The sequence below is a fragment of the Saccharopolyspora shandongensis genome (assembly GCF_900106995.1).
Lineage (GTDB): Bacteria > Actinomycetota > Actinomycetes > Mycobacteriales > Pseudonocardiaceae > Saccharopolyspora > Saccharopolyspora shandongensis.
Genome location: NZ_FNOK01000008.1, coordinates 187,197 through 213,028, shown reverse-complemented (window position 1 = coordinate 213,028; position 25,832 = coordinate 187,197). Strand labels below are relative to the sequence as shown.

24 protein-coding genes are annotated in these 25,832 nt (G+C 70.3%); 16 read left to right on the top strand and 8 right to left on the bottom strand.

Annotated features, from left to right (window positions below):
- The first annotated feature begins 44 nt into the window (after positions 1-44).
- Positions 45-956 carry an aminoglycoside phosphotransferase family protein gene (locus BLW84_RS11590; protein ID WP_093264817.1) on the top strand — a complete coding sequence of 304 codons (912 nt, stop codon included), beginning with the start codon at positions 45-47 and terminating at the stop codon, positions 954-956.
- Positions 957-1,444: 488 nt separating this feature from the next.
- Here the strand turns inward: BLW84_RS11590 and BLW84_RS11585 are convergent, their stop codons facing one another.
- Positions 1,445-2,380, bottom strand: coding sequence for an NAD-dependent epimerase/dehydratase family protein (locus tag BLW84_RS11585; protein WP_093264814.1), 936 nt, complete (start codon positions 2,378-2,380; stop codon positions 1,445-1,447).
- Positions 2,381-2,892: 512 nt separating this feature from the next.
- On the opposite strand from BLW84_RS11585, the gene BLW84_RS48355 reads away from it, so the two are divergent.
- The 6 genes from BLW84_RS48355 (at position 2,893) to BLW84_RS11555 (ending at position 11,665) form a co-directional block, all read left to right on the top strand.
- Entirely contained in the window at positions 2,893-4,176 is a 1,284-nt protein-coding gene (locus BLW84_RS48355; RefSeq protein ID WP_245761077.1) for a sigma-70 family RNA polymerase sigma factor, read from the top strand.
- Positions 4,177-4,499: 323 nt separating this feature from the next.
- On the top strand, positions 4,500-5,003 hold the full coding sequence (locus BLW84_RS11575; RefSeq protein WP_245761076.1) for a hypothetical protein: 504 nt from the start codon (positions 4,500-4,502) through the stop codon (positions 5,001-5,003).
- Positions 4,973-6,391, top strand: a complete 1,419-nt coding sequence (locus tag BLW84_RS11570; RefSeq protein ID WP_093264811.1) for a hypothetical protein — start codon at positions 4,973-4,975, stop codon at positions 6,389-6,391. Before BLW84_RS11575 ends, BLW84_RS11570 begins: the two co-directional genes overlap by 31 nt.
- Entirely contained in the window at positions 6,388-7,728 is a 1,341-nt protein-coding gene (locus BLW84_RS11565) for a VWA domain-containing protein (RefSeq protein WP_093264809.1), read from the top strand. The genes BLW84_RS11570 and BLW84_RS11565 overlap by 4 nt, the downstream gene beginning before the upstream one ends.
- Positions 7,729-7,784: 56 nt before the next feature.
- Entirely contained in the window at positions 7,785-8,897 is a 1,113-nt protein-coding gene (locus BLW84_RS11560; protein ID WP_093264806.1) for an ATP-binding protein, read from the top strand.
- Positions 8,894-11,665, top strand: coding sequence for a DUF5682 family protein (locus BLW84_RS11555; protein WP_093264803.1), 2,772 nt, complete (start codon positions 8,894-8,896; stop codon positions 11,663-11,665). The genes BLW84_RS11560 and BLW84_RS11555 overlap by 4 nt, the downstream gene beginning before the upstream one ends.
- 68 nt (positions 11,666-11,733) lie before the next feature.
- Here BLW84_RS11555 and BLW84_RS11550 read toward each other — a convergent pair whose 3' ends face one another.
- Complete coding sequence (locus BLW84_RS11550; protein WP_093264800.1) at positions 11,734-11,937, bottom strand: DUF397 domain-containing protein; 204 nt, start codon at positions 11,935-11,937, stop codon at positions 11,734-11,736.
- 15 nt (positions 11,938-11,952) lie between these two features.
- On the bottom strand, positions 11,953-12,387 hold the full coding sequence (locus BLW84_RS11545) for a DUF5753 domain-containing protein (RefSeq protein ID WP_218157281.1): 435 nt from the start codon (positions 12,385-12,387) through the stop codon (positions 11,953-11,955).
- Positions 12,388-12,802: 415 nt separating this feature from the next.
- Between BLW84_RS11545 and BLW84_RS11540 the strand changes: the two genes are divergently transcribed.
- The gene (locus tag BLW84_RS11540; protein WP_093264795.1) at positions 12,803-14,950 is read left to right on the top strand and encodes a UvrD-helicase domain-containing protein; all 2,148 of its coding nucleotides are present in this window, start codon (positions 12,803-12,805) and stop codon (positions 14,948-14,950) included.
- 432 nt (positions 14,951-15,382) lie between these two features.
- Here BLW84_RS11540 and BLW84_RS11535 read toward each other — a convergent pair whose 3' ends face one another.
- Positions 15,383-15,796, bottom strand: a complete 414-nt coding sequence (locus tag BLW84_RS11535; protein ID WP_093264792.1) for a winged helix-turn-helix transcriptional regulator — start codon at positions 15,794-15,796, stop codon at positions 15,383-15,385.
- A 79-nt stretch (positions 15,797-15,875) separates the two neighbouring features.
- Here BLW84_RS11535 and BLW84_RS11530 point away from each other — a divergent pair, with 79 nt between their 5' ends.
- On the top strand, positions 15,876-16,715 hold the full coding sequence (locus BLW84_RS11530) for an NAD(P)H-binding protein (RefSeq protein WP_093264789.1): 840 nt from the start codon (positions 15,876-15,878) through the stop codon (positions 16,713-16,715).
- 273 nt (positions 16,716-16,988) lie between these two features.
- Here the strand turns inward: BLW84_RS11530 and BLW84_RS11520 are convergent, their stop codons facing one another.
- The gene (locus tag BLW84_RS11520) at positions 16,989-17,876 is read right to left on the bottom strand and encodes an RNA methyltransferase (protein ID WP_093264786.1); all 888 of its coding nucleotides are present in this window, start codon (positions 17,874-17,876) and stop codon (positions 16,989-16,991) included.
- A gap of 247 nt (positions 17,877-18,123) precedes the next feature.
- Between BLW84_RS11520 and BLW84_RS11515 the strand changes: the two genes are divergently transcribed.
- The gene (locus BLW84_RS11515) at positions 18,124-20,553 is read left to right on the top strand and encodes an ATP-binding protein (RefSeq protein ID WP_093264783.1); all 2,430 of its coding nucleotides are present in this window, start codon (positions 18,124-18,126) and stop codon (positions 20,551-20,553) included.
- Positions 20,554-20,649: 96 nt separating this feature from the next.
- On the opposite strand, the gene BLW84_RS11510 is transcribed toward BLW84_RS11515, so the two are convergent.
- Positions 20,650-21,447 (bottom strand): inositol monophosphatase family protein, encoded by a 798-nt coding sequence (locus BLW84_RS11510; protein WP_093264780.1) that lies wholly within the window; start codon positions 21,445-21,447, stop codon positions 20,650-20,652.
- 50 nt (positions 21,448-21,497) lie between these two features.
- On the bottom strand, positions 21,498-22,001 hold the full coding sequence (locus BLW84_RS11505; RefSeq protein WP_245761074.1) for an ester cyclase: 504 nt from the start codon (positions 21,999-22,001) through the stop codon (positions 21,498-21,500).
- Between the two features lie 210 nt (positions 22,002-22,211).
- On the opposite strand from BLW84_RS11505, the gene BLW84_RS11500 reads away from it, so the two are divergent.
- From BLW84_RS11500 to BLW84_RS11485, 4 genes are all read left to right on the top strand, one after another.
- Entirely contained in the window at positions 22,212-22,442 is a 231-nt protein-coding gene (locus tag BLW84_RS11500; protein ID WP_093264778.1) for a hypothetical protein, read from the top strand.
- 32 nt (positions 22,443-22,474) lie between these two features.
- Complete coding sequence (locus BLW84_RS47395; RefSeq protein ID WP_177226404.1) at positions 22,475-22,642, top strand: hypothetical protein; 168 nt, start codon at positions 22,475-22,477, stop codon at positions 22,640-22,642.
- Between the two features lie 50 nt (positions 22,643-22,692).
- Positions 22,693-22,953, top strand: a complete 261-nt coding sequence (locus BLW84_RS11490; protein WP_143060925.1) for a hypothetical protein — start codon at positions 22,693-22,695, stop codon at positions 22,951-22,953.
- A gap of 83 nt (positions 22,954-23,036) precedes the next feature.
- Positions 23,037-23,390, top strand: a complete 354-nt coding sequence (locus BLW84_RS11485; protein WP_093264771.1) for a hypothetical protein — start codon at positions 23,037-23,039, stop codon at positions 23,388-23,390.
- Positions 23,391-23,681: 291 nt separating this feature from the next.
- Here the strand turns inward: BLW84_RS11485 and cynR are convergent, their stop codons facing one another.
- Entirely contained in the window at positions 23,682-24,569 is an 888-nt protein-coding gene (gene cynR, locus BLW84_RS11480; protein ID WP_093264768.1) for a transcriptional regulator CynR, read from the bottom strand.
- A gap of 118 nt (positions 24,570-24,687) precedes the next feature.
- Between cynR and BLW84_RS11475 the strand changes: the two genes are divergently transcribed.
- Both BLW84_RS11475 and cynS read left to right on the top strand, forming a co-directional pair.
- The gene (locus tag BLW84_RS11475; protein ID WP_093264765.1) at positions 24,688-25,284 is read left to right on the top strand and encodes a carbonic anhydrase; all 597 of its coding nucleotides are present in this window, start codon (positions 24,688-24,690) and stop codon (positions 25,282-25,284) included.
- A gap of 68 nt (positions 25,285-25,352) precedes the next feature.
- A complete protein-coding gene (gene cynS / locus BLW84_RS11470) occupies positions 25,353-25,823 on the top strand; it encodes a cyanase (RefSeq protein WP_093264763.1) in 471 nt (156 codons plus the stop codon).
- Positions 25,824-25,832 lie beyond the last annotated feature (9 nt).

Here is a 25,832-nt window from a genome sequence, read left to right as displayed (position 1 = left end):
ACGGCCCCTGGTCGGGTGCGGTGGCCGCCTGCGATGATCGGGACGTGGATGCCAACGCCCCGGACGGCCGCGCCGGTATCGACGCCGCCCTGGTGGAACGCCTCATCGACGCGCAGTTCCCGCAGTGGAGCGGCCTGCCCGTGACCCCGGTGGAGGTCGACGGCTGGGACAACCGGACCTACCGGCTCGGCGCAGATATGACGGTGCGGCTGCCCACCGCCGCCGGTTACGTCCCGGCGGTTGCGAAGGAAACCCGCTGGCTGCCGCGGCTGGCGCCGTCGCTGCCGGTCGCCGTGCCGCCGATCCTGGCGGAAGGCGCCCCGGGCGAGGGATATCCCTTCTCGTGGTCGGTGCGCGGGTGGTTGCCCGGCGAGACAGCCGATCGGGGCCGCATCGACGACATGCCGCGGTTCGCCGCTTCGCTGGCGGAGTTCATCAAGGCGCTCCAGCGCTGCGACGCCACCGGAGGACCGCTCGCCGGCGCCCACAGCTTCTACCGGGGCGCTCCGGTGCTCCGCTACGACGAGGAAACCCGCCGCTGCCTGACGATCCTCGGCGGGCACGTCGACACAGTCCGGGCCGCCGCAGTCTGGAACGCCGCCCTGGCGACCGAATGGCGCGACGAGCCTGTCTGGTTCCACGGCGACATCGCCCACGGGAACCTGCTGGTGGACAACGGGAATCTCGCGGCCGTGATCGACTTCGGGACCTCGGGCGTCGGCGACCCGGCCTGCGACCTGGTGATCGCGTGGACGTTCTTCTCCGGCGAGAGCCGCCGGACGTTCCGCGACGCGGTCGGCCACGACGGGGCGACCTGGGCACGTGCGAGGGGCTGGGCCCTGTGGAAGGCCATGCTGACGCTCGTGGGATGCATCGACGAAGACCCGGAAGGGGTCGCCGTCCAACGGCTCGTGATCGACGAAGTCCTCGCCGACCACGATCTCTTCGGCAATTGACCGTCTCATGTGGACTGCGGAGGGGAATGCGTGGATCAGTGGCCGTGATCTGCGGATCAGCACCGCCGCGCCGTCCTGGGTGGGACGCATCCGCGAGGCCCAGGCGGAACGAGCTCGCGCGCTCGCCCTGGAGCAACCGACCTGATCACGGCCGGGCCGACCGTGATCTTGGGGATCCGCTCCAACTCGCAGCTGCCGCCGCGAAAGCGCGAGGAAAGCGCGGCTTGCGACGATCTTCGGATGCTGACGGCCGACTCGGATGCAGGGGGCACCCGAGACGGCCGAACCGAATCGACGAAGCGGACAAGGCCGTCGCCGGGCGTTGGGCGTGACGTGATCGGGTTCAGCCACGTCGGTTTCGCCGGATGCGCACCTGTTCGGAGAAAACTGGGAACAAGGGGGGTCAGGTTCGAATCCGGCCGTGCCGGCGCAATTGGAGGCCCGCCGATCGGCAATGCGAGTGCTGATCGGCGGGCCTTTCGCCGGGTTCAGGCGGCGAGCCTCGCCCGCCACCACTCGACGGTCTTCGCGAGCGCTTCCGCGGCCGGGGTGGGCTCCTCCTCGAACGCCTCCGAGTAGGCGCTGGAGTCGATCACGAACGGCGAGTCGAACTGGTAGCGGATCTCGTGCAGCTCGCGGACCAGCGGGGACACCAGGCCGACCGCTCGCAGCGTCCACCAGGGCATGGCGGACACGCGGGGCGTCGAGAGGCCGGCGATCCGGCACATCTCCTCGACGGCCTGGCGCGCCGACATGGGCGGCGCGGTGGGCACGTGCCACGCGCGGCCCCATGCCCGTTCTTCCGCGGCCAGCCGCACCAGGGCGCGCGCTACGTCGGGCGCGTAGGTCCAGCTGTGCGCCGCGTCCGGGTCGCCGAGGACCTGGACGGGCCGTCCCCGGAGCAGCTTGGGCACGACGCGCTCGGCGAGGTGACCGCCCGTCGTCACGCCGGGGCCGATGAAGTCGGACGCGCGTGCTTCCGCTACGCGGACGCGCCCCTCCTGGTGGCGGGCCAGGGCGTCCCGCCAGACGCGGGCCCGCGCCTCGCCCTTGCGGAATCGGGCGTTCAGCGGGAGGTCTTCGGTCATGGGAACGTTCGTCGGGCCGTACGCGTAGAGGTTGCCGGTCAGGACCAGAACCGCGCCGACGCGTTCGGCGGCATCGAGCAAGCCGGCCGACAACCGCGGCCAGTCCTGGGCCCAGCGGTGGTAGGGCGGAGCGGCGCAGTTGTAGATGGCCACCGCGCCGGCGCTGGCCTCGGCGAGCCGCTCGGCATCGCCGGCATCCAGCGCGACTTGCTCGATCGAGCCCTCGGCTGGGCCGCCGGAGCGGCTGATCAGGCGAACCCGATGGCCCTGCTGTGCGAGCAGATTCGCCGTGGCGACGCCGATCGGCCCCTTGCCGACTACGACGTGGACGGACATCCGATCACCTTCCCTTCGATGCCGACGACGCTACCGGCCTGCGGTTCCCGGTGGTGCGCGAATCGGCACGGACGAGGTGTCCGCGCCGATCACCGGGCGGCCGGTTGTTCATCGCGCGGGTGTCGCATCGGACCCGGCAATCGGCATCCGGGCGACCGCGCGTAGCAGGGAGCAGTCGTATCCCTGGAGACGGGCGCAACCGCCGGGGGTGCGCATTGTCCACGTCGGACAGTCCGGCCCGCTCCCGCGAGCTGCGCCTGGCCGCGAGTTCCGCGCTGTGATCGATTCGGCCTCCGCGCAGATCCGGATCCGCCGAACCCGGGGGCCGCGACGATGTCCGGGAATCCCGGCTTGCGGTGTCCTGAGACAACGGCGTCGCCCTGGTGCACTGGTTCTACCGGGGGACTTGGCGTTGATCCATTTTCGTGATCGAGTCCGCCTATTCGGCCGATGGCGCCCGGGATACGCTTTCGGCTCGGCGGGAGTGGTTCGGGGCGTTGGGGTGATGCGTGGTGGCCGTGCAGCGGGAAGATCTGGTCCAGGAGGCCAGTGACGCCGTCCTGATCGACGCCGTGCGCGACGGGGACACCGATGCGTTCGGGGCGTTGTACGAGCGGCACGTCGGCGCGGCTTACACGATGGCGCGGCAGGTCACCAAGTCGCAGGCCGAGGCCGACGACGTGGTGTCCGAGGCGTTCGCGAAGGTGCTCGAGCTGCTGCGGGACGGGCGCGGGCCGACGAACGCCTTCCGGGCCTACCTGCTGACCGCCGTGCGGCACGGCGCCTACGACCGGGCCAACAAGGCGAAGCGGACACAAGCCGTCGACGACTTCGAGGCGGTGCCGAACATCGACATCAGCCAGCCGTTCCGCGACCCGGCCGTGGAGAACGAGGAGCGCTCGCTGATCTCGCAGGCGTTCAACCGGTTGCCGGAGCGCTGGCAGATGGTGCTCTGGCACGTGGAGATCGAGGGCGAATCGCCTTCGAAGGTCGCGCCGATGCTGGGCATGACGGCCAACGGCGTTTCCGCGCTCGCCTACCGGGCCCGCGAGGGCCTGAAGCAGCAGTACCTCCAGGTGCACCTGATGCGGTTGGACGCCGAGGCCGTCGAGTGCCGGTCGGCGATCGACCGGCTGGGGTCGTGGACTCGCGAGGGCCTGTCGAAGCGGGAGACGACGCAGGTCAACGAGCACCTGGGCAAGTGCGATCGGTGCGCGGCGCTGGCGGCCGAGCTGATGGAGATCAACGGCGTGCTCAAGGCGTTCATCGCCCCCGTGGTGCTGGGCGGGACCGCGTCGGCCACCGGATACCTCGCGGTGTCGGGCAGCGGGAGCCTGGTCGGCGCCGGGGTGGTCGGCGTGGTGCGGTCGAACCCGCGCAAGAGCCTCGCGGTGGGCGGCGCGATGTTGGCCGCGCTCGCGGCGCTGGGCATCGCGCTGGCGGCGAACCAGGCGGAACGGCCGCCGCTGGCCGCCGCGCCGGTCGACCCGGATTCGCCGACCCAGCGGTCGCAGGGCCAGGCCATGACGCCGCCGGCGCCGGCGGCCGATCCCCACCCGGCTCCGCCGCCGGCCCCGCCCGCGCAGGAACAGGTGCCCGGGCCTCCGGTGGACGAGGACGCACCGCTGCTCTCGCCGCTGCCGCTGCCGCTGGTGCCGTCGGATCGGCAGCACGTCGCCGACGTCGAAGTGAACCTCCCGCTGCCGCTGCTGAACCGGAGTGTGGCGGTGGATCTCGACGTCGACCGGGACCGGATCCAGCTGGACGCGGGCGTGACCCCGGGCCGCCCCGGCTAGCAGCCGATCACCGACCGGTCGGGATGAGTTCGCCGACGACGGGAATCAGCTTCTCGCCGGTCCAGTTCCGCGCGGGCTCGGCCGGAATCATGTTGCCGCGTGACCCGCTGCCGCCAGCCGCGGCCCGGACGATCTGCGACGCCGTCCCGCGCTACGGCCGCCCGAGCCCTGCGTCCATATTGGACGGCGAATGCCGGCCCGCCCGAAGTCGCGCTTCCGGCGGGGCCCGGTGCACCGTGATCGGCATTGTCAGGGGTCGCAAGTATGTTCGCCGCATCGCGTCGTTCTGGCGTGGAAGTCCGCCTCGTGCATTGGAGATGGTGTTGGAAGTTTGGGAGACGTCGAGCACGGCACGGGTGCTGCCACCCGCACGGCCGCGCAAGCTCGCCAAGGTCCCGTTCGTCGAGCTGGCGGACGGGCGCTTGCAGGGCGTGGTTTCCAGCGGGTCGGACATCGAGCGGGTCTACGTCTCGTCGGTCGCGGCCGGTGATCACGCGTTCGCCTGCAGCACCAACAACAACCGGCCCTGCGGCGGCGCCCGCGGCTCGTTCTGCAATCACATCCGGGCCCTGATCAACGAGGCGGTCCTGCAGTACGGCGCCGGTCGCGTCGCGCGCTACCTGAAGGTCGAGATCGCGGACGAGGAGTCGGGAGCTCATGCCATCGCCGACGGCATGAGCAGCGCGAATCCGCCGCAGGCCGACAGCAAGGCGGCCGCGACCGTCTTCAGCCGGTTCCTGCGCCACCTGGCCTACCTGGAGCTCGCCCCGTCCACCGCGCCGCTGCCGGAGATGCAGTGGTTCCCGCCGACCAGGGCGGTGGTGTGATGCGCGCCGATCTGCTCGCCGAAACCATCGCCGGGCTCGACGAAGCCCTGGCGGCCGTCGACGCCTTCGACCGCGCGCTCATCGGCGGCCTGCTCCGCCCGCAGCCCGCCCAGGCCGCCGAACTGGCCGAACTCGCCGATGCCGTCGCCGGAACGCCGCTGGCCGCCGCGGTCGCCGAGGCGGCCGAGAAGGCGGCGGCCGGGGCCGCGGGCGAAGACCACTTCGCCGCACTAGCCGCCGCCCGCACCGCGCTGCTCGGCTCCGTCCACGATGCACTGATGGCCCGGGTGGCGGAGGCGACCGGGCGGGCCGCCGACGACGATCTGGTCCCGGCGACCGGCGGGGAGCACGGGGCGAACCTCCTTGCGGCCGCCCGATCCTGGCTGTCCGATCTGGCGCGATCCGGCTGGCGGGGCATCGACCACGACGTGGTCTCCGCCTCGGCGCAGGTCGTCTCCGCGATGCTGCCGGACCCGGCCCTGCGCCGGCTGGCGTCGCTGCTCGACGGCTTCGCCGCCGAACTCGCGGCGTCCTGCCCGGGCGCGGCGCTGGCGCGCATCCCGGCGCGCCGCTGGGCCGACCTGTGGTCGCGCGCGATGCTGCTGACGCTGCCCGGGGCGGCCGACGTGCCGGAGACCGGCACCGCCACCGGCCGGCTCCTGCCGCTAGGCGTGGACGTGCACGAACACGCGACCGCGGTGCAGGCCCAGGTCCACGCGGTGTTCGAGCCCGCCGGCGGCACCGAACCCCGCCTGGTGCGGGCCAGCGTGTCGGCGCCCAAGCCCGACACCATCGTCGGAGCGGGCCTCTGGCAGCTGCTCCGCCCGCACATGTCGCTGCTGGCGGCGGTCAGCGAGGGCCGCTCGATGGAGCTCGACGGCATGCCGATCACCGCCGAGGGCGACCTGATCTGGAGCGACGAGCACGCCCGCCCGGGCGAGCCCGCCGACGCCTTCGCCACCGCCCGCGTCGCCCTGGTCGCCGCGACCGTTCCGGCGACCGCGCCGCTGGACCGGCACCCGGCGCGCATCGCCGTGCCCGTCTTCCTGGAGGGCTACACCGCCGAAGTGGACGGTGCGGCAATGGCTTTCACCGTCGCCGGGCACCGGTTGGCCATCGACGCCGACCGCATTCCGGCCGCCGGGCCGCTGACTCCCGAAGCGGTCGCGGCGTCGAGCGCGTGCATCGGCCTGCTCCGCTGGGATTCCGGCGCCTTCGGCGTCCAGCCGCTCGCAGTCGAGACGACCAAGCGGAAGAAGGCCGTCGCGGTTCACGCCGGGGCGTGGGCCGGCGGCACGACCGACAAGGCCGGCGTCAAGGCGGAGAAGGCCGCCACCGACGCCGCGGCGGTGCTCCGCGAGCGCGCCGGGAGGTTGTTGCGGAAGTGACCGAAGAGATCAGCTCCCACGACAACCGCCGCCAGGTCCTGTACTGGCGGCTGCTCGCCCGGCTCTTCGACGACGAGGAGCAGGCGACGCTGGAATCCGCGAGCGTCGCCGTGGTCGAGGACATCGGCCTGCCGCCCGCGCTGCTGGATCCGCAGGTCTCCGTCGACTCGATCGTGCAGCGCCATCCGGACCTGGCCGCCGAGTTCGACGGCCTGATGACCCCGGAGTCCACATCGGACGATGATGAGCGCGATCGGGCCGCCGAGGTGCGGCGCGCGGCGCTGGTGTCGAAGGTTCTGCTCAACGTCTTCAACTCCGGCAGCGGCACGGTCACGGCGGGACAGCTGTCGCGCTGGCAGTCGGATGCGGGCTGGCTGGAACGCGCGCTCGGCTGCAAGCCGGGGGAGCTGCGCGGTGGCCGATCCGGTGGCTCCGGCGGTGCGCACGGCCTCGGCCAGGAACTCGGTGTCATCGAGGCGGACCTGGTCAAGCGGATGCACCTCCGCGAGGTGCTGGCCGATCCCGCGCTCGCCGCGCAGCTGACCCCGAGCATGTCGCTGATCGAGCAGTTGTTGCGGGACAAGAGCAACCTGTCCGGCGTGGCGCTGGCCAACGCCAAGTCGCTGATCCGCCGCTACGTCGACGAGGTCGCCGAAGTCCTGCGCACCCAGGTGGAGAAGGCCACCGTCGGCGCCGTGGACCGCTCGGTCCCGCCGAAGCGGGTGTACCGGAACCTGGACCTCGACCGCACGATCTGGAAGAACCTCACCAACTGGAGCCCGGCGGAGGAGCGGCTGTACGTCGACCGCCTCTTCTACCGGCACACCGCCCGGAAGACGACGCCGCAGCGGCTGATCGTGGTCGTCGACCAGTCAGGCTCGATGGTCGACTCGATGGTGAACTGCACCATCCTGGCGTCGATCTTCGCCGGGCTGCCGAAGGTCGACGTGCACCTGATCGCCTACGACACGCAGGCGATCGACCTCACGCCCTGGGTGCACGACCCGTTCGACGTGCTGCTGCGCACCAACCTGGGCGGCGGGAACGACGGTCCGGTGGCGATGGCCATGGCCCGGCCGAAGATCGCGGAGCCGCAGAACACCGTCATGGTCTGGATCTCGGACTTCTACGAGTTCGACCGCTCGCAGCCGCTGTTCGAGGGCATCGAGGCGGTCCACCGGTCGGGCGTGAAGTTCATCCCGGTCGGCTCGGTGACCAGCTCCGGCCGCCAGGAGGTCAATCCCTGGTTCCGCGAGCGCTTCAAGGCACTCGGCACGCCGGTGATCTCCGGCCATATCCGCAAACTCGTCCAAGAACTCAAAACTTTCCTCGGGTAATGGGCCGGTTCCCGGACTCGCCCTGCCAACACAAGCTCTGAGAAAGGCCCCTCAACATGTCCGATCTGTTGCGCGCCCCGGCCGAGATCAAGTACGCCGAGGAATTGGACTGGCTGGAGTCGATCGACGACAACCCCAAGCCGTTCGCCTGGCGGCTGTCCCCGAAGATGGTCCGCCTGTTCGTGCTCGGCTCCGAGCGGGCCGACGGCCTCGACCGGGAGATCGCGCCGAAGTGGTTCGGCGACCGCAGCTTCGTCGAGCGCGCCATCGTCACGCTGGCCTCCGACCGCGGCCTGCTGCTGATCGGCGACCCCGGCACCGGCAAGAGCTGGCTGGCCGAGCTGCTGGCCGCCGCGATCAGCCGGAACTCCACGCTCGTCGTGCAGGGCACGGCGGGCACCACCGAGGACCAGATCAAGTACTCGTGGAACGTGTCCATGGTCATCGCCAAGGGGCAGTCGCGGGAGTCGATGATCCCCTCGCCGATCATGACCGCCATGGAGTCGGGCGCGATCGGCCGCTTCGAGGAGCTCACCCGCTCCACCAGCGACGTGCAGGACGCGCTGATCTCGATCCTGTCGGAGAAGTACATCTCGGTCCCCGAGCTCGACGGCGACAACATCGTCTTCGCCAAGCCGGGCTTCTCGATCATCGCCACCGCCAACAGCCGCGACCGGGGCGTCAACGACCTGTCCTCGGCACTCAAGCGCCGCTTCAACTTCGTGCGCATCCCGGTGGTGACGAACAAGAAGAGCGAAGCGGAGATCGTCCGCTTCCGCACCGAGGAGTTGTTGCGCCGCCACCAGATCGAGCTCGACGTGCCGCCGACGCTGCTGGACGTGCTGCTGCGGAGCTTCGCCGATCTGCGCGCCTCCGCCGCCGCGGCCGGCAGCGACGACGAGAAGCTCGAATCGGCGCTGTCCACCGCGGAGCAGATCGGCGTGCTCGAAGACGCGATCCTGCACAGCAACTTCTTCGGCGACCACGCGCTGACCGCCCGCGCCCTCGCCTCCTCGCTCGTCGGCTCGCTGGCCCGGCGAGCGCCGGAGGACCTGGCGATCCTCAACAAGTACCTGCACGGCGTCGTCGAGCCGCGCAGCAAGGACGAGGGCGGATCGTGGCCGGAGTTCCTGGAGGGCGGCCGCGACGCGATCGCCACCCTGTCATGAGCGGCGCCTTCGACGCGCTCCGCACGCAGCTGCGGGAAGCCGCCGCGACGTTCGCCGACGGGCCCGACGCGCTGGAGGGCATCCTGCTCGGCATCGTCGACGACGTCGACCGCGCGCAGCGCGAACCGCTGGAGATCTTCCCGGTCTGCCACCACTCGCCGGCCTCGGCCATCGCGATGGCCCGGCGGCTGCGGCAGAAGCAGCCGAAGGTGGTCTACCTGGAGCTGTGCGAGGACATGGCGCCGCTGCTGACCGAACTGCGCAACTGCCGGCTCCCGGTCGCGGTGCAGGCGTTCGCGACCGAGGTCGAGGGGTTCCCGGCGGAGTGGTCGCCGCTGTCGGTGGTCGCCCCGATCACCGAGGCGTCGGCCGAGTACCAGGCGATCGCCTACGCGCTGGAAACACCGGGCGTGGAACTGGTCCTCGTCGACCGGTCCTCCGACCACGTCTTCCAGTGGGAGGCGGGCGAAGCCGAGCCCGCCGACCCGGACGCGCCGCCGGCGGAGGAGGAGGCCGCGCTGCACGGCGACGCGATCGGCGTGGAGATCGGCGACCTGCGGCCCCGCTTCGGGGAGCTGGAGGAGCACCTGCTGCGCCACGGCCGGGTGCGGCACTGGTCGGAGTGGTGGCACCAGTACGTCGAACTGCCGCTCGGCGACAGCGACCACGACGCCTACCGGCAGGTCATGCTCCTGATCGGCAGCCTGTTCCGCCGTCTCGCGCCCGGCGATCCGCGGCGGGTGCGCGTGGATGAGGACCGCGAGCGCTACATGTGGACCAGGATGCGCGAGCACCTGGCCGCGACCGGCGCCGATCCGGCGGACTGCTTGTACGTCTGCGGCGCGTTCCACGCGGCCAGCCGCGTCGCGGAGTTCGGCGTGCACGGCACCGACACCTTCGAGATCGGCCCGCCCAGCGCCAGCAAGTGGCAGCACGGCCTGATCCCGTCCAGCAACGCGGCGATCGAGGCGCAGTTCGGCCTGGCCGCCGGTTCGGTGTCGATCGCCGCGACGGAGTGGGCGAAGAACCTCAAGCGCACCAAGGTGCAGCCGTTCCGGCTCGCCGGGCAGGCGGGTGCGAAGAAGAAGCCGGGGAAGACCGCGCCGCCGGTCGATCCCGCGCCGACCGGGCCGTCGGACAAGCTCTCCGGCTTCCTCCAGCGGCCGCCCGTCGTCGACCGGCTGGACGAGGCCGAGCTGCTGGGCTGGTCGGTGGACATCGTGCGCGCCGCGCGCCGCAACGGATACCTCGCTTCCACCGCGGACGCGATCGCCGTGTTCGAGACGTCGATCCTGCTGGCCGGGATGCGCGACCGGGCGAAGCCCACGCCGTACGACTTCCAGGACGCGGCGATCACCTGCATCGAGAAGGACGCCGTGCCGGGCAGGCGCGACGTGCGCCGCCTCGTCGAGATCATGATGGGCGGCGACCGGATCGGTCAGGTCGGCTACGACGCGCTGCCGCCGCTGGCGCGCGACGTGCACGACCGGCTCGCGCCGCTGGAGCTCAAGCTCCAACAGCGCGGCGTGCAAAGAGCGTTGCTGGACATCGCTTCCCGGCCGGAGCTGGCGCAGTGCTCTGACGTCTTGTGGATGCTGCGCTACCTGCTGCCGCACGGCGCCGCGCGGCCGATCATGGGCGAGCGGCGGCTCGGCGAGCGGCCGATCCAGGAGTCGTGGGACGTGGCGCTCGGCACCCATCAGCGGGCGCTGATCGAACTCGGCTACGAGGGCGTCAGCATCGAGCAGGTGCTGGAGCAGCGCCTGCGCAGCGCGGCGTACGGTCCACATGCGACCACGGCCACCGTCCTGGAAGCAGTCGAGGACGCGACGCTGTACCTGCGCAGCCGGCGCCTCGCCAACGAACTGGGCACGCGTGCCCTGGAGGTCCTGGCGACCGAACGCAGCGTCGACGGCGCGCCGGAAGTCCTGCGCCGGGTGCGCCGGCTGCTGGCGTACTACCGGACCAGCGAGCCGGTGCTGCCACCGTGGATCGAGTCGTTCGTCAAGACCGGCTACGCGCACTACTGCACCCTGCTGCCGACGGCGTTCACCGACGAGGACGCGACCATCGACCAGGTCGCCGCCATGTTGGGTTTCCTGTTCAGCATGGAGGGCCTGGCGCTGTCGCTGGGCTGCGACCGGGCGCAGCTGGAGCTGGCGTTCGCGCAGTCGCACCCGCAGGAGCCGGCGAAGCTGGCTTTGCTGTGGGCGGCTCAGGTACAGCTCGGGCAGCTCTCCCGCGCGGAGCTGCGGGAGCGGTGCGACGAGTTGCTCGGCAACCCCTTGGTGGTGCCCGTTTACCCGCGCTATCTAAGCGGATTCGTGCACGCGCTGGAACCGGTGCCGGGGCTGACCGACTTCGTCGTGGAAGCGGTGTCGAACGCCTTCCGGCGGCTGCCGGACCCGGTGCTGCTGCCGTGGTTGCCCAGCCTGATCAGCACCCTCCGCTCCGGCGGTGCGGAGCTGGCGCCGATGCTCATCCGCGAGGCCGGGCGGATCTTCCCCGACCGCCTCGCGGCGCTGGACGAATGGGTGCCGCCGTGGCTGGCCCAGCCGGCGCCGGAAGCGGTGCAGCCGCGGCGAACGCCGCGCGGGAGTGGGGCCGCGCTGCTCGCCGCACACCCTGCGACCTGCGACGCGGTGGCGGATCTGCTGGGCTGCGACGGAATGTGGCAGACGGCCGATCCCGGTGGGGCAGGCGCCGAGCTGCTCGGCCGCTACCCGGAAACGGCGGCGGCGCTGGCGGAACTGCTCGCCAAGCCATGACGTCTACACAGCAACGTGACTATTTCGGGTTGTGAGGTGCCCGGCCGGGGCCGGGCACCTCAGCCGAATCAGCCGTTGCGTCCCGCCTTGACGTGGGTCAGGAAGCTGGACCAAGCGACGCTGTCGAAGACCAGCGTGCCGCCGTCGCGGTCCTTGGTGTCACGCACGCCGACAACGCCCGGAACCATCGCCACCTCGACACATTCGTTCTGTGTGGGGCTGTAGCTGCTCTTGAACCACGCCGCGTCGGCCAGGACACGTCGTTCGATCATGGTGGGGCCTCACGTTCACTCCGAGTACTGCTGTCCCACCGATCGTATGACCTTCAGCGATTCTTTCGGGCCGAGCGCTGCTGCTTGTATCCGGTTCCACAGCGTCGTGTACGCCGCTACTGCTTCTTTCGCGTCGAGGTAGCGGGCATCATCGAAGCTCTCGATGTAGACGAATTCCAGATCCGCGGCGATCCCGTGCGACGGGATCTGCAGCAGTGTGAAGGCGAAGGAGATCCCACCTGTCGAGGTCTCTGCGTCGAACGGCATGACCTGAATGGAGATGTTCTCGTGTAGTGCCACTTCCGCCAGATGGTTGAGCTGCTCGCCCATGACGTCCGCGTCGCCGATCCTTCGGCGCAAGCACGACTCGGACAGGAGCCAGTCCTGCGATACGACGGTGTGCGGCAAACGGGTAGCGATGGCCAAGCCGAGCGAGATGGACTGGTGCACCGCGCCGACTTGCCGGGACTGCAACGGAATTCTGCGCGAAGAACAGGAGTAACCGCCTGCCGCCAAGAAGCCCGAGCTGCGAAAGCCGGTGCCTTGAAGACCAGGTTCGATGCCGCTGATGCCCCCGACTCGGCATCGAACCCTCCGGCCGGTCGGCGCATTCCTCCCCCTCCCGGTGCGCCGACCGGCCCCTGGGCTCGTGAGTGCTTTGTGTCGCTATAGCAGCACAAAGCACTCACGAGATCTCGGCGACTACTGATCACGAACCGCGCGGGTGGACGGCAAGGAGCACCGTGCCCCGCTCGGCGGCTGACAGGGAAATTCGCGTGATCTTAAGCTGCCAGCTAGATCATCTGATCGGGGCGCCCGCACTCGCCTGCACTCGCGATGTCGCGCCGTATGAGAGGAGTTGCACGTGACCGCTCTTGGTCTCCACCGGGACTTCCTCCCGCAGTACGCCCAACTGGACGAGCAGGTGCGGCGAGACGTCGACGAGATGCTCGCCGAATTCGGCGCGAACGGGCGAACGAGCCTGCGACTGGAGGATGTGGCCGGAGCCAAGGACCCGAGGATCCGCGTCCTCCGAATCGACGATGCCTGGAGCAGCGTGGTGGTTGCGCACGGCGAGAGCGACAGCTACCTCCTGCTGAGCGTGCGCCGCCACGGCGAAGCCCTTGAGTGGGCGCGAAAGCAGCGCATCACCGAGAACAACCTCAGTGGCGGCATCGAACTCCGTGATGACCTGGCGATTTCCGCCGTGGTGCGGGATCTTGGCGCCTGTCACCCGGCTGAATCGCCGGACGCGAGACTGTTCGACCGTATTCCTGACGAGGAGCTGGCCAGGTTGGGCATCGACGAGGGAGTTCTCGCCGCGTGCCGGAATCTGCGCACCGTCGACGAACTCGACATCCTTCGCCCCGTGCTACCGGAATTGCAGTACGACGTGCTCGCCGACCTCGCAGCCGGCCTCAGCCCCGAAACCGTCTGGCAAGAACTCCTCCAGAACTTCCCGCGCGCAGATGAGGGACAGGACAGCCGACCCGCAGTGCAGGAGGGTCCGGGCACGTTCACCGGGGCGATGAAGCGGTCCCACGGCCACATCGTCGTGGTCAACGACTCGGAAGAACTGGCCGACATCTTGCGACAGCCGTTCGACCTGTGGCGCGTGTTCCTTCATCCGACACAACGGCGCATCGCCGAGCACCCGCCCTACAAAGGGCCCACGCGGATCACCGGCGGAGCCGGGACCGGGAAGACGTTGGTAGCCCTGCACCGCGCTCACCACCTCGCCCGCAATGCGCAGTTGGTCAGGAAATCGATCCTGCTCACCACCTACACCAAGAACCTCGCCGAGGAGCTCGCCCGCAATCTCGACCTGCTCATCACCGACCGCGTCGTGCGCGGCCGGATCGAGGTCGCCAACGTCGACGTGATCGCCCTTCGCTACTTCCGGCAACGCCACCCGAACTCCTTCGACCGGGTCCCAGAAAAGGACCGGCGGAATCGGTGGCAGCAGCTGGCCCTCCGCCACCACCTCGGGTTCACCGCTACTTTTCTCGATCAGGAGTGGCGACAGGTTGTGCTCGGTCAGCAGATCACCACGGCTGAGCAGTACCGCGAATCCGACCGAAGGGGCCGTGGAAGCCGCCTCGCTCCCGCGGTCAGGGACAAGTTGTGGTCCGCGTTCGAGGAATTCACGGCACAGCTACGCGAAGAGAACAAATGGGCCTTCGAGGAGATCGCCGACGAGGCCGCGCGGGTGCTGTGTGAGGATGAGGTGAAGCCGTACCGGCACGTCATCGTCGACGAAGCTCAGGATTTGCATCCCGCCCACTGGCGCATGCTGCGCGCCCTCGTCTGGGAGGACGATGATGACCTGTTCATCACCGGCGACACCCATCAACGCATATACGACAACAAGGTGTCGCTGCGCAGCCTGGGCATCCGCGTCACCGGCCGGTCCACGAAGTTGCGCATCAACTACCGGACCTCCCGGGAAATCCTGTTGTGGAGCACGGCCCTGCTCTTGGGTGAACGCGTCGACGACATGGACGAAGGCGAAGAGAATCTCGTCGGCTACCGCTCCAGTTTCCGTGGACGTGAGCCCGAGCCTGCGGGCTTTGCTGACGAATCCGCCGAAGTCGCGGCCATCGTGCAGCGGGTCCAACGCTGGCTGTGCAACGGCATTCCCCCGGAGACTATCGGGATCGTCTCGCGCACCGGGCAGTTCGGTGACGGCCTGACCAGGGCGCTGAAAGCTGCTGGGATTCGCGCGGCTCAACTTGGCGGTAGCGCGAGAACCAGAGGCGTCCGAATCGGCACGATGCACAAGATGAAGGGCCTTGAATTTCGCTGCGTCGTTGTCGCCGCCGTCAGCGCGAGCATGGTTCCGCTGGAAGCTGCGCTCGCCAATGCCGGCGACGATTCCCAGCAACACCAGCAGGTTCTGCAAGCCGAGCGAAACCTGCTGTTCGTCGCGTGTACCCGCGCCCGCGACGCACTGTTCGTATCTTGGCACGGGGAGCCCAGCAAGTTCCTCGCGCCTGTGCTTTCCGCCGAGTGAACGAGCAGGTGACGGTGAAGGGCCCGCTGACCGTCATGCGAGTGCTGGTCAGCGGGCACTTCGGATCGCGCGGTCTCAGCGGGTGGCGGGGAGGACGAGGGCGATGATCTGCGTGACCTCCGCGGGGTGGAAGTTGTCGTCACTGACCAGGACGACGGTGGACTCGCCGGTGCGCAGCCGGGGGTCCAAGTCATGCCTTCCACGTTGTCCACCGTGGAGAGCCCGAGATCGTGGAAGTCGGCGATGAGGCGCTTTCGCATGGGCTGGACGTTCGAGGCGGACCGGTGGGGATCGTCGGGGGGCGAGGATGGCGGGCACCCCGGTGTCCGGTTTCCGGACGGGCCACCGCGCCAGGTCCATAGTGGACCACCTGTCGTGGGCCGCGGGATCCTTCACGGCGCGTCATCGGCAACGCACTCATGGTGCTCCCCGTTACCGGATGTCGTGGTCCGGATGGGTCTGGTCGTACTGCTGCCGTGCCTCCGCGATGACGGCGCGATGGGTGAGGGACCAGTCGGCGAGCGCTTTGACCAGGTGGGTCAGGCTGGTCCCGGTCTCGGTCAGGCGGTAGTCGACCTGGGCCGGGACGGTCGGGTACACGGTGCGCAAAATGAGCCCGTCGCGTTCCAGCCTGCGCACGGTGAGCGTGAGCATGCGCTGGGAGATGCCGTCGATCGCGCGTTGCAGCTCGCGGAAGCGGCGCGGTCCGCCGGCCAGTTCGACGATCACGAGCACCGACCACTTGTCCCCGATGCGGTCCAGGACATCGCGGATCCCGCAGTCCGGGTGATCCGCGCGCCCGCAGGGATCCAGGTCGGTGGTTACCGCGGTGTGCGTGGGTGACATCGAACTGCCTCCTTGTGGCAGGAACTCGGGCTGATCAGGATCAAGCGTAGTTACCGAAGAGAACCACGACGGGAAGACCATGACTGACACGATCTTGGTGACCGGGGCGAACGGGAACCTCGGCTCCGCCACTCTCGCGGCGCTGCGCGCCCGCGGCGCCATCGCGACGGGCGGCAGTCGCACTCCGGGTGACGGGATGCGGCGGCTCGATTTCGACGACCCCACCGGCATGAACCTCGCCGGTGTGTCGGTCCTGGTGCTGATCTCCGCCGGCTATGCCGAGGACGACCAGGTCATCGGGCGGCACGCGGCCGTCCTGGACGCCGCCGCCCGGGACGGCGTCCAGCACGTCATCTACACGAGCCTGACCGGCGCCGGCGACCACCTCGGTTTCGCACTGGCGCACCGCGCGACCGAACGGCTCTTGCGCGCTTGCGGCCTGCCGTGGACGATCTTGCGCAACGGCCTCTACGCCGAACTCTTCGGCGGCCTCCTGATGTGGGCCGACGACGGGCTAGAGTCCGCATTCGGCGACGGTGCCGTGGCCGCGGTCACTCGCGCAGACCTCGCCGAGGCCGCGGCGCTCATCGCGGCGGACCCGGCGCAACACGGCGGGCGCACCTACGATCTGGTCGGCCCGCCGATCACGGCGGAGCAGGTGGCCGACCGGCTCGGAGTCCCGCACCGCACCATCGGCCTGGGGGAGTTCCGGCGCAGGGTCCTCGACGAGATGCCGGGACTCCTGCCGTTCCAGCCGCCCATGCTCGCTTCGATCGCGACCGGCATCCGGCACGGCTTCCTGGCCGGCGCCGGTCCCGACCTCGCCGACATCCTCGGCCGCCCGGTTGGCGACCCGCTGGCGACGGCTGTCGCGGTCGCCTCCGCCACGAGGCCGGGACAACCGGGCGGCGGCCGGTAATACGCACCCGGGCGATGATGTCCGGCACCGGCGCGGAGGCATGCATCCGGCCCTGTTCCAAGCGGGTGTAGCAGTCAGTGCTGATGGCCGCGAGCAGCGCGACCTTCTCGCGGCGCAGGCCCTTCACTCGCCGGGAACCACCGGTGTCGGGCAGCCCGACCGTGCGGGGGACGGGCCTCGAGGAACTCGCCGAGTTCGTTGCGGCGCGCGTTGTCGGGCGGCGGCCTGTGAGGGGGACAGTTCCGTCCCTGGCTGCGAGGAGGGGCCGAGCGATCAGCCGGCCGCGGGGAAGCCGCGCTGCCGAGCGGCCTCGTACAGCACCACCGTCCCCGCCGAGGCCGCATTGAGCGAGCTCGCGACGCCTCCGATCGGCACCCGGACGACGTCGTCGCACAGGTCGCGCCAGGTCGCGCTCATCCCGGACGTCTCATTGCCGATCACCAGCAGCACGGGCCGGGTGAAGTCGTACTCGGTGATCTCGGCCGTGCCGTGCTCGTCGGTGCCCACGACCGCGATCGGCACGCCGCGCCGCCGGTGCCCGTCGACCCAGTCGAGCACGTCCTGCGGCGAGGGCACCCGGACCGCGGGAACCGAGAAGAGCGAGCCCGTGCTGGCGCGCACCGACTTCGGGTCGTAGACGTCCGCGGCGTGCCCGCTGACGATCAGGCCGCCGGCGCCGAAGGCGTCCGCGGAGCGGGCCAGGGTGCCGATGTTCCCGGGGCTGGTGGGCCGATCGAAGACCAACCCGAGGAAGTCCTGCCCGACCGGCAGCCGGTCGAGGTCGTCGGCGGGCAGCTCGGCGACCGCGATCAGCTCCGGCGCCTCGGACTCGCGTTCGCCGAGTTCCCAGAGCAGATCCGGGTGCACCTCCACGGCGGTCGCATCGCATTCGTCGATCAGCCGCCGGGCCCAGGTGGACAGCTTCCGGCCCGACGGGTACAGGAGGTTGCGCAGCGGCCAGCCCTGCTCGACCGCCAGCGTGATCGGCCGGACGCCGTGGATCAGGAACTCGCCGGAACGCTGCCGCTTCGAGCGGTTCGACAACAATGCTTGCCACTGCTGGAAAAGCGCGTTCCGGGTGCTGACCCGGAGCCCTCGGGAACGGCCGCCCCCGCGCTGGTCCTGGCCCCTTCGTCCCCGATTACGTCCTGCGTCCGACACCGGGGAAGGCTAACAGGGCAGCGGCGACCGCGAGCGCTCGGCGGTCCAATGTCGACCGACGCCCGAGAACGCCCGGACGACGGGTCCGTCCGGCATCCGCGGCCTGTCCGCACGCTCCCGCACCGGCCTCGCAGCGCGGGAGCTCAGGTGCATCGCTCGCATTCTGGGGCGCACCCGCCGTAGGCTGGCTGGTGAAGAAGGCCGGCGCGCTGCGCGCCCGGTGCCGCTACTTCGTTGTGGGGCCGAAATGGCCAGTCGAACGTCGCGAAGGCTGGTGGGCAACCTCCCCGCCGAGCGGACGAGTTTCGTGGGCCGTCGGCAGGAATGCGCCGATGTGCGAGAACTCCTGTCGCGCTCCCGGTTGGTGACGCTGACCGGCGTCGGTGGAGTCGGGAAGACCAGGCTGGTCCTGCGGGTCGCCGCGCAACTGGGCCGCGCCTACCGGGACGGCGTGTGGCTGGTCGAGCTGGCCGAGGTGCGCGACGACGACCTGGTGGTGCACACCATCGCCCAGACGCTCGGCATCCAGGACTGGTCGTCCCGGGGCGTGGACGCCGTGCTCGCCGAATACGTCCGGGACAAGGACGTCCTGATCGTGCTGGACAACTGCGAGCAGGTGCTGGACGGCTGCGTCAAGGCCTGCGCCGTGCTGCTCGACGCCGCGCCCGGGCTGCGGATCCTGGCCACGAGCCGGCAGCCGCTCGACGTCTACGGCGAACACGTCCTCGTCGTGCCGACGCTGCCGGTGCCCGGACCGGCGGATGTCGACACCGGTGTGGACACGTCCAACTCGTTGCGGTTGTTCATCGACCGCGCCTCGGCCGCGGGCTTCCGGTGCACAGCGGGCCAGGAGGGCACCGTCGCCGAGTTGTGCCGGGCGCTCGACGGGATCCCGCTGGCGATCGAACTGGCGGCGGCCCGGACCCGGTTCCTGTCCCTGGACGAACTGCGGTCGCGGATCGGTGACCGCTTCCGGCTGCTCTCCAGCGGCACCCACACGCCGCGGCACCAGACGCTGCAGGCGACCATGGACTGGAGCTACGAGCTGTGCTCGGCCGAAGAACGCATGCTGTGGGCGCGGATGTCGGTCTTCGCCGGCGGCATGGACCTGACGGCCGCAGAGCACGTCTGCAGCGGCGACGGTCTCACCCCGGATCGCGTGCTGGACCTGATCGCGTCGCTGATCGACAAGTCGATCCTGATCCGCACCGCGAGCCCGGCCGGCGATCGCGCCGCCGGCACCCGCTACCAGCTGCTGTCGACCGTCCGCGAGTACGGCCAGAGCCTGCAGGACGAGGAGGAGCGGGCCCGGCTCCGCCTGCGGCACCGGGACTGGTATCTCGGCCTGGCCGAAGGCGCCGCCCGCGGGTGGTTCGGCCCGCACCAGCTCGAATGGCGCGCCCGCATCACCGCCGAGCACGACAACCTGCGGGCGGCCATGGAGTTCTGCGCGTCGAAGCCCGAGCACGTGCAGGCCGGGCTCCGCCTGGCCGGAGATCTGTGGTTCTACTGGACGGCCTGCGGTCTCATCGCCGAAGGACGGCAGTGGCTCGACCGGCTGCTGGCGTTGGATGCGAGGCCGACCGCGGCCCGGGGCACCGATCTGTGGGTCTGCAGCTGGCTGGCCTCGCACCAGGGCGACGTGGCCTGGGGACGGGCCACGGCCGAGCGGTGCATCGCGATCGCCGAGGAGCTCGACGATCCCAGCCTGGCGTCCTTCGGCATGCACCTGCGCGGCGTCGCCGCGTTGGCCGAAGGCGAGCTGGAGCAGGCCCACGAGCTCTGCGCGCAGGCGTGGGAGCGGCACCGCACGCGCGAGGAGATCACCAGCCCGATGGTCATGTCGCTGGTGCAGGCGGGTCTGGTGGCGTGCCTGCAGGGCGACGGCGAGCGCGCGATCGAGCACGCCGAGGAATGCCTGCGGATCACGTCGGAGGCCGGCGAGCTGTGGACCCGCTCCTGGTCGCTCGTGGTGCGCGGTCTCGCGCGCTGGATGCGGGGCGACGTGCAGGCCGCCGTCGCGGATCTCCGGGAGGGCATCGGCATCAAGGCCCGCTTCAACGACCTGTTCGGGCTCGGGGTGGCGGTGGAGGTCCTGGCGTGGTCGCACGTGTCGCTGGGCGAGCACGACCAGGCCGCCAGGCTGTTCGGCGTCCTCGGGCGGATCTGGCCGCTGGTCGGGATTCCGCTGCTGGGTTCGCAGCAGCTGATCGACTACCGGAGCCGGGCCGAAGCCGAAGCGCGCGCGGCGCTCGGGGGCAGCGCCTTCGACAAGCTGGCCGCGGAAACCGCGAAGCTGCGGCTGGAGCGGAGCCTCCCGATGGTGGTGCGGGGCAAGGCCCGGTCGGCGCCGGCGCCGACCGCGGCACCGCAGGCCGGGGACCGGTCGGGCGGGCCGCTGACCCGGCGCGAGGTCCAGGTCGCCGAAGCCGTCGCCCGGGGCATGTCCAACAAGGAGATCGCGGCGAACCTGGTGATCAGCCAGCGCACCGCGGAGGCGCACGTCGAGCACATCCTCACCAAGCTCGACTTCGGCTCGCGCGCCCAGATCGCGGCGTGGGTCGCGGCCCAGCACAAGTCGGAAGAGGCCGCCTGGCGGGCATCCGCACCCGGGGCGGTGCCGATCCCGCGGGAGATCGCGCCATCCCCGGAGGACGGCAGGCATCACGCCCGGTGATCGGCGCGGTGCGTTCGAGCCGGTGGCGGTTGATTTCTCGCGAAGTCGCGCGGCTTTGCGGTGGTGGTTGCCCGGCCGACTTCCTCGGACGCGGCGTTAGATCCGGTTGCGGATCATCGACATCAGCAGCTCGTGGGTTTCCGCGTCGGCGGCCGCCACGAGCCCGCGGCTCGTCTCCGCGATCGGGACGCCGTCGATCCCGGTGACCACGCAGCCGGCGGCGCGGCACAAGGCGATGCCCGCGGCGAAGTGCACGCTCCCGCACAGGGCGTCGCCATCGGTGACGTACGCGGCGCGCTTGCCCGCCGCGACCCACGCGAGAGCCAACGTCGTGGACACGACCCGCGGCCGGAAGCGCTCGACGAATCCAGGGTGGGCCAGCAGGTCCACGGCCCGGAATCCGGGCGCGCCCGGAAACGGCGGATCCAGGTTGACGTCCACCAGCCGGCTGGTCGGCGTGGGCGCCAGCGGCGCATCGACCCCGTCGCGCCGCACCCAGGCGGTCGCACCGTCGGTGGCGAAGACCTCGCCGCCGAAGGGATCGGCGACCGCCGCCGCGCCGTTGCGCAGCGCGACGTTGACGGCCACCACCTTGGTGCCGACGGCGTAGTTCAGCGTGCCGCACAAGGGATCCACCAACCACTGGCGCGCGGCGGCGGCCGATCCGCGCTGCCCGCCTTCCTCGCCGAGCACCGCATCCTCGGGCCGCGCGGCCCGGATGACGGCGAGGATCGCCTTCTCGGCCGCCACATCGGCGGCGGTGGCGAAGTCGCCGGCGCCCTTGTCGATGCGGGAGAGCCGGCGGCCGTACATGCTGCGCACCACGTCCGCGCCGGCACCTGCCGCGGCCGTTGCAACTCCGGCATCATCAGCAGCCGAGCACGAGTCGATCACGTCGCCAGGATATGACGCCCGGAGCCTGAGTAGTGAGTGGCCGAAGTGGATCAGGCCGGGGTCAGGCCGATGCCGATCGGCGCGTTCTCCTCGCCGCGCATCTGGCGCAGCACGGTCTCGTTGTCGAAGTAGATCCGCTCCGCGAGCAGCTTCGCGGCGTCATCCGTGCGGAACAGGTAGAACGCCGCCAGCTCGAACGAGACCAGTTGGCCGGTCGGCGGGACGCCGCAGTACTCGCCCTGGTGCGTTCCGCTGACCGTCACCTCGCGCACCGACGATCCGGGCATGTCGTACTCGGCGTTCACGGTGACGCGGAAGTCCGGTACGGCGGTCTCCAGGATCTGGTAGAAGTCCTGGACGCCTTCGAACCCCGCGTACCGCGTGCTCAGCGGGACGACGTCGTAGAAGGCGTGCTCGTCCTGGATGAAGGTGCCGTACACCCGGGACCAGTCGTGGGCGTTCTCCGCGTCGATGTGCTCGGCGATCGTGCGGCGCTGCAGCTCGATCCGTTTTCCGTCGCTGGTCGCCATGTCGGCCCCCGATTGCTCAGCCATGGCATTGGTTCCGGTTCGAGCCTACTCGTTCGGACTCTGGAGCCCGTGCGCTTCCGCGGTGCGCGCTCGCCGGCCGGGAAGCGGCGGCCCGGACAGAGGCAAAGGTCCCGGATTTAGGTAGTCACTACGTAGAACTCCCGTGTTCCCCCGGGGGCCTCGCGGGCCAAGCTGGGATCCGTACCGAACAGATACCCCTCAGGAAAGAAGACCATGCGCACCCCCCGATCCGCCACCGAACGACCGGCAGTCCGCACGCTCGATCCGCATTCCCCCCGTCAGCGGCCCCACGTCTACCGGAACCTGTTCATGGGCACCTGGATCTGCGATCAGGAAGGCACCCGGGCCAACCCCGGTCCGGAACACGCCCGCACCGTCTACCGCACGCACCTCGACGCGGTGCAGGCCGCCGTCGACATCGAATCCGCTCTGGTCGCCGCGTGACCGGCGAAGACGACGATTTCCCGAGTAGCCAGATGATTTTGCACAAGTGCACCGAGACCGAACTCGACGACCGAGCCCGACGCGCCGAGCACCACATGAACATCGCCCTCGAATCCCGGCGCTGGAACCTCGCCCAGCGCTACCGCGAGGAGATGCGTGCCGTGGCCGCGGAATGCGCCCGGCGAGACAAGAAGGCCTGAACGCACTGACCTGGTGCCCGCGTCACCAGGTCACCGGCAACTCCACCAGCGTGCTGGTCGTCCTCGACGGGCACGGCCCGCCGCAGGGCTGGGAACCGGGGGAGCAGCGGCGCGAACACCGTCCGCAGCTCGATCCGGGCCAGCGGCGCGCCGATGCTGTGCCACGGGCCGTGGGCGAACGCCACGTGCGGATTGCGCGCGCGAGTTACGCCGAAGGCCGTGTCGTCGAAGTTGGCGAGCGTCGTGTCGACAGCACCGCCTCCCCGTCGTGGATCGTGACGCCGCCGATCTCGAAGTCTTCGCGGGCGTAGCGCGAGCCGGCATCAGCCGGATGATCCTGTAGCGGCACTTCGAGTCCAAGACCGACCTGTACCGCGCCGTGCTGGAGCGCGCGATGGCCAGGCCGCCCACGGCCGCCGACGTGGAGGTCGGCCGGGCGAGCGCACACGCGCTGCTCCGGTGGGCCGATGCCGAGCCCGCCGGACTCCGGCTGCCGTTCCGCCACGCCGCCAGGGAACCGGAATTCCGCGCGGAGGTCGACGTTCGCGCGGCCATGGTGGACGAGGTGCGCATGCGGCTGACCGGAGAGATCGCCGCCGAGCCGTTTGCAGACTGGGCCGCGCAGCTGGCCACCGCCGTGTGCCTGGAGGCCATCATGGCCTGGCTGGACGCCGGACGCCCCGAGCCGACCGAGATCGCGGACCGGATCGACCGGGCGGTCGAGGCCGCGATCCAGGCGCCCAGGTAAGCCGGAAGGCCCCGAACAAAAGGAAAACCGCCTTCGCCGCACATAAAGTCCTAAGTAGATGATTTCTGGCGGGTGCGGGTGCGGGTGCGGGTGCGGGTGCGGGCTGAGGGTGCGTCTCAGAAGGCCCGGGGCAGGCTTCGTCCCGAATGCGCCGGACGGCTGACGAACGCCGTTTTCGCGCGAAAAACGTCGTCTCGCCCTCACACGGAACGCCGTTTTCGCGCGAAAACGGCGCCCTGCGGTCCAGGCGTCAGGCCTCAAAGGTGCCCGCGTCCCGTCCTGAAACGGCGCCTAAGTCTGAGCCCAGCGGTGCGTCAGCCGGATGAGGGCTCGGGCTGCCGCGCTGAGGTAGGCGTTCTCGCGGCGCAGGATGCTGACGGTGCGGCTGGGGAGACCGGGGTCGAGCGGAATCGGGTGCAGGTGGGCGTGTTCCCGCGTGATGGCATCCGGCAGCACGGTCGCCAGCGCGGTGCGTTGGATGATCTCGGTCAGCGCCGTGATCGTGTTGGTCTCGACCGCGATCGGCATCTGCGCCCGGTGCTGCGCGAAGTAGGCGTCGATGTGGCCCCTGGTGGCGAAGTCCTGGCTGAGCAGGGCTAGCTGGAGCTGCGCCGCTTCGGCGACCGGCAGCGGCCGGGTTCGCCCGGCGTGCGGATGGCCGGGGCCCACGACGAGGCTGAGGGATTCGGCGAACAGCGCGGTGCTCTCGATGCCCGGCAGGTGCGCGCCGGCGAAGGCGATGCCGAGGTCGAGTTCGTCGGCGAGCAGGGCGGCTTCGATCCGGTCCTGCGTCATCTCCCGGACGTCCAGCCGGATTCCCGGGTGTCGGTCGTGGAATTCGCCCGCGAGCGGCCCGATCAGGTAGGCCGTGAAGGTCGGCGTCATCGCCAGGCGCAGGTGGCCGCGGGTGAGGTCCTGGACGTCCAGAACCGCGCGCCGGCCCGCGGCCAGGTCGCGCAGCGCCCGCCGGGCGTGGTCGGCGTAGGTCGCGCCCGCGTCGGTCAGCCGCACGGTGCGGCCCGTGCGGTCGAGCAGTTGCACGCCCAGCGACTTCTCCAGCTGTTTGATCTGCTGGGACAGCGTCGGCTGGGAGATGTGCAGGTCCTCGGCGGCGCGGGTGAAGTTGGCGTGCTCGGCGACCGCGAGCAGGTAGCGCAGATGGCGCAGCTCAAGGGGCATGCCAACGACTATAGATGAGAACAATCGTGATCATGTGAATTGCGACTTGGACACTATTGTCCCAGCTGGTGCACGGTTGTGTGGTCGGTCCCCGAAGAAGTCCGGAAGGAGAGTGGGCATGCACCACCTCGCCGAGGGAATCCACCGCTTCCAGGAAGAGGTCTTCCCGGTCAAGGCGGACCTGTTCGCCCGCCTTGGTGCCGTCCATCGGCCGAGAACGCTGTTCATCGGCTGCTCGGACGCGCGAGTTGTCCCCGAGCTGATCACCCAGCAGGAGCCGGGCGAGCTGTTCGTCATCAGGACCGCGGGCAACCTGGTGCCCGCCTACGCCCCGGGCGCGGACGGCGTCACCGCGAGCATCGAGTACGCCGTCGCAGTCCTGGGCGTGTCCGACATCGTCGTGTGCGGGCACTCCGCCTGCGGCGCGATGACGGCCATCGCCGAGGGCCACGACCTGACCGGCATGCCCGCCATCGCCGACTGGCTGCGCCACGCGGACTCCGCCTCCGGCCGCACCGCACCCGGTGATCGCGATGCGGTGGGCGCGCTGGTCCGCGACAACGTCGCCGCGCAACTGGCGAACCTCGCCACGCATCCGTCGGTGGCGCGGGCCCTCGCGAAGGGCACCGTGCGAATGCACGGCTGGATCTTCGACATCCCGACCGGCACCGTCGACGAGCTCGACGCGGGCGACCCCCGACCCCAAGTCGCCTGACCCGGTCCCACGCCCCCCAAAAAATGCCGCCGCAGCGCGCGGCGGCCAGCCGAAAGGAAACACATCCCATGCCGCACGCCCAGTTCGACCCCACCGCCCGCCAGGCCGTGGCCGTGGCCGCCGTGGAGGCCAAGACCCGCAAGAACCTGACCTGGCAGCAGATCGCCGAGGCCGCCGGCCTGTCGCCGGCCTTCGTCACGGCCGCCGTCCTCGGCCAGCACGCCCTGCCTGCGGCGTCGGCCAAGGCCGTCACCGAACTGCTGGGCCTCGACGACGACGCCGAGATGCTGCTGCAGACCATCCCGACCCGCGGCTCCATCGACGGCGGTATCCCGACCGACCCGACCATCTACCGCTTCTACGAGATGCTCCAGGTCTACGGCACCACGCTGAAGGCCCTGGTCCACGAGCAGTTCGGCGACGGCATCATCAGCGCCATCAACTTCCGGCTGGACGTCAAGAAGGTCACCGACCCCGAGGGCGGCGAGCGTGCGGTGATCACCCTCGACGGCAAGTACCTGCCGACCAAGCCGTTCTGAGGCGGACCC

Excerpts from the sequence above, each read along its gene's own strand:
- BLW84_RS11585 (WP_093264814.1), bottom strand. The coding sequence starts at position 2,380 with ATGTCCGTCCACGTCGTAGTCGGCAAGGGGCCGATCGGCGTCGCCACG.
- BLW84_RS11560 (WP_093264806.1), top strand. The coding sequence starts at position 7,785 with ATGTCCGATCTGTTGCGCGCCCCGGCCGAGATCAAGTACGCCGAGGAA.
- BLW84_RS11555 (WP_093264803.1), top strand. The coding sequence starts at position 8,894 with ATGAGCGGCGCCTTCGACGCGCTCCGCACGCAGCTGCGGGAAGCCGCC.
- BLW84_RS11550 (WP_093264800.1), bottom strand. The coding sequence starts at position 11,937 with ATGATCGAACGACGTGTCCTGGCCGACGCGGCGTGGTTCAAGAGCAGC.
- BLW84_RS11535 (WP_093264792.1), bottom strand. The coding sequence starts at position 15,796 with ATGTCACCCACGCACACCGCGGTAACCACCGACCTGGATCCCTGCGGG.
- BLW84_RS11530 (WP_093264789.1), top strand. The coding sequence starts at position 15,876 with ATGACTGACACGATCTTGGTGACCGGGGCGAACGGGAACCTCGGCTCC.
- BLW84_RS11515 (WP_093264783.1), top strand. The coding sequence starts at position 18,124 with ATGGCCAGTCGAACGTCGCGAAGGCTGGTGGGCAACCTCCCCGCCGAG.
- BLW84_RS11505 (WP_245761074.1), bottom strand. The coding sequence starts at position 22,001 with ATGGCTGAGCAATCGGGGGCCGACATGGCGACCAGCGACGGAAAACGG.
- BLW84_RS11500 (WP_093264778.1), top strand. The coding sequence starts at position 22,212 with ATGCGCACCCCCCGATCCGCCACCGAACGACCGGCAGTCCGCACGCTC.
- BLW84_RS47395 (WP_177226404.1), top strand. The coding sequence starts at position 22,475 with ATGATTTTGCACAAGTGCACCGAGACCGAACTCGACGACCGAGCCCGA.
- BLW84_RS11485 (WP_093264771.1), top strand. The coding sequence starts at position 23,037 with ATGGCCAGGCCGCCCACGGCCGCCGACGTGGAGGTCGGCCGGGCGAGC.
- cynR (WP_093264768.1), bottom strand. The coding sequence starts at position 24,569 with ATGCCCCTTGAGCTGCGCCATCTGCGCTACCTGCTCGCGGTCGCCGAG.
- BLW84_RS11475 (WP_093264765.1), top strand. The coding sequence starts at position 24,688 with ATGCACCACCTCGCCGAGGGAATCCACCGCTTCCAGGAAGAGGTCTTC.
- cynS (WP_093264763.1), top strand. The coding sequence starts at position 25,353 with ATGCCGCACGCCCAGTTCGACCCCACCGCCCGCCAGGCCGTGGCCGTG.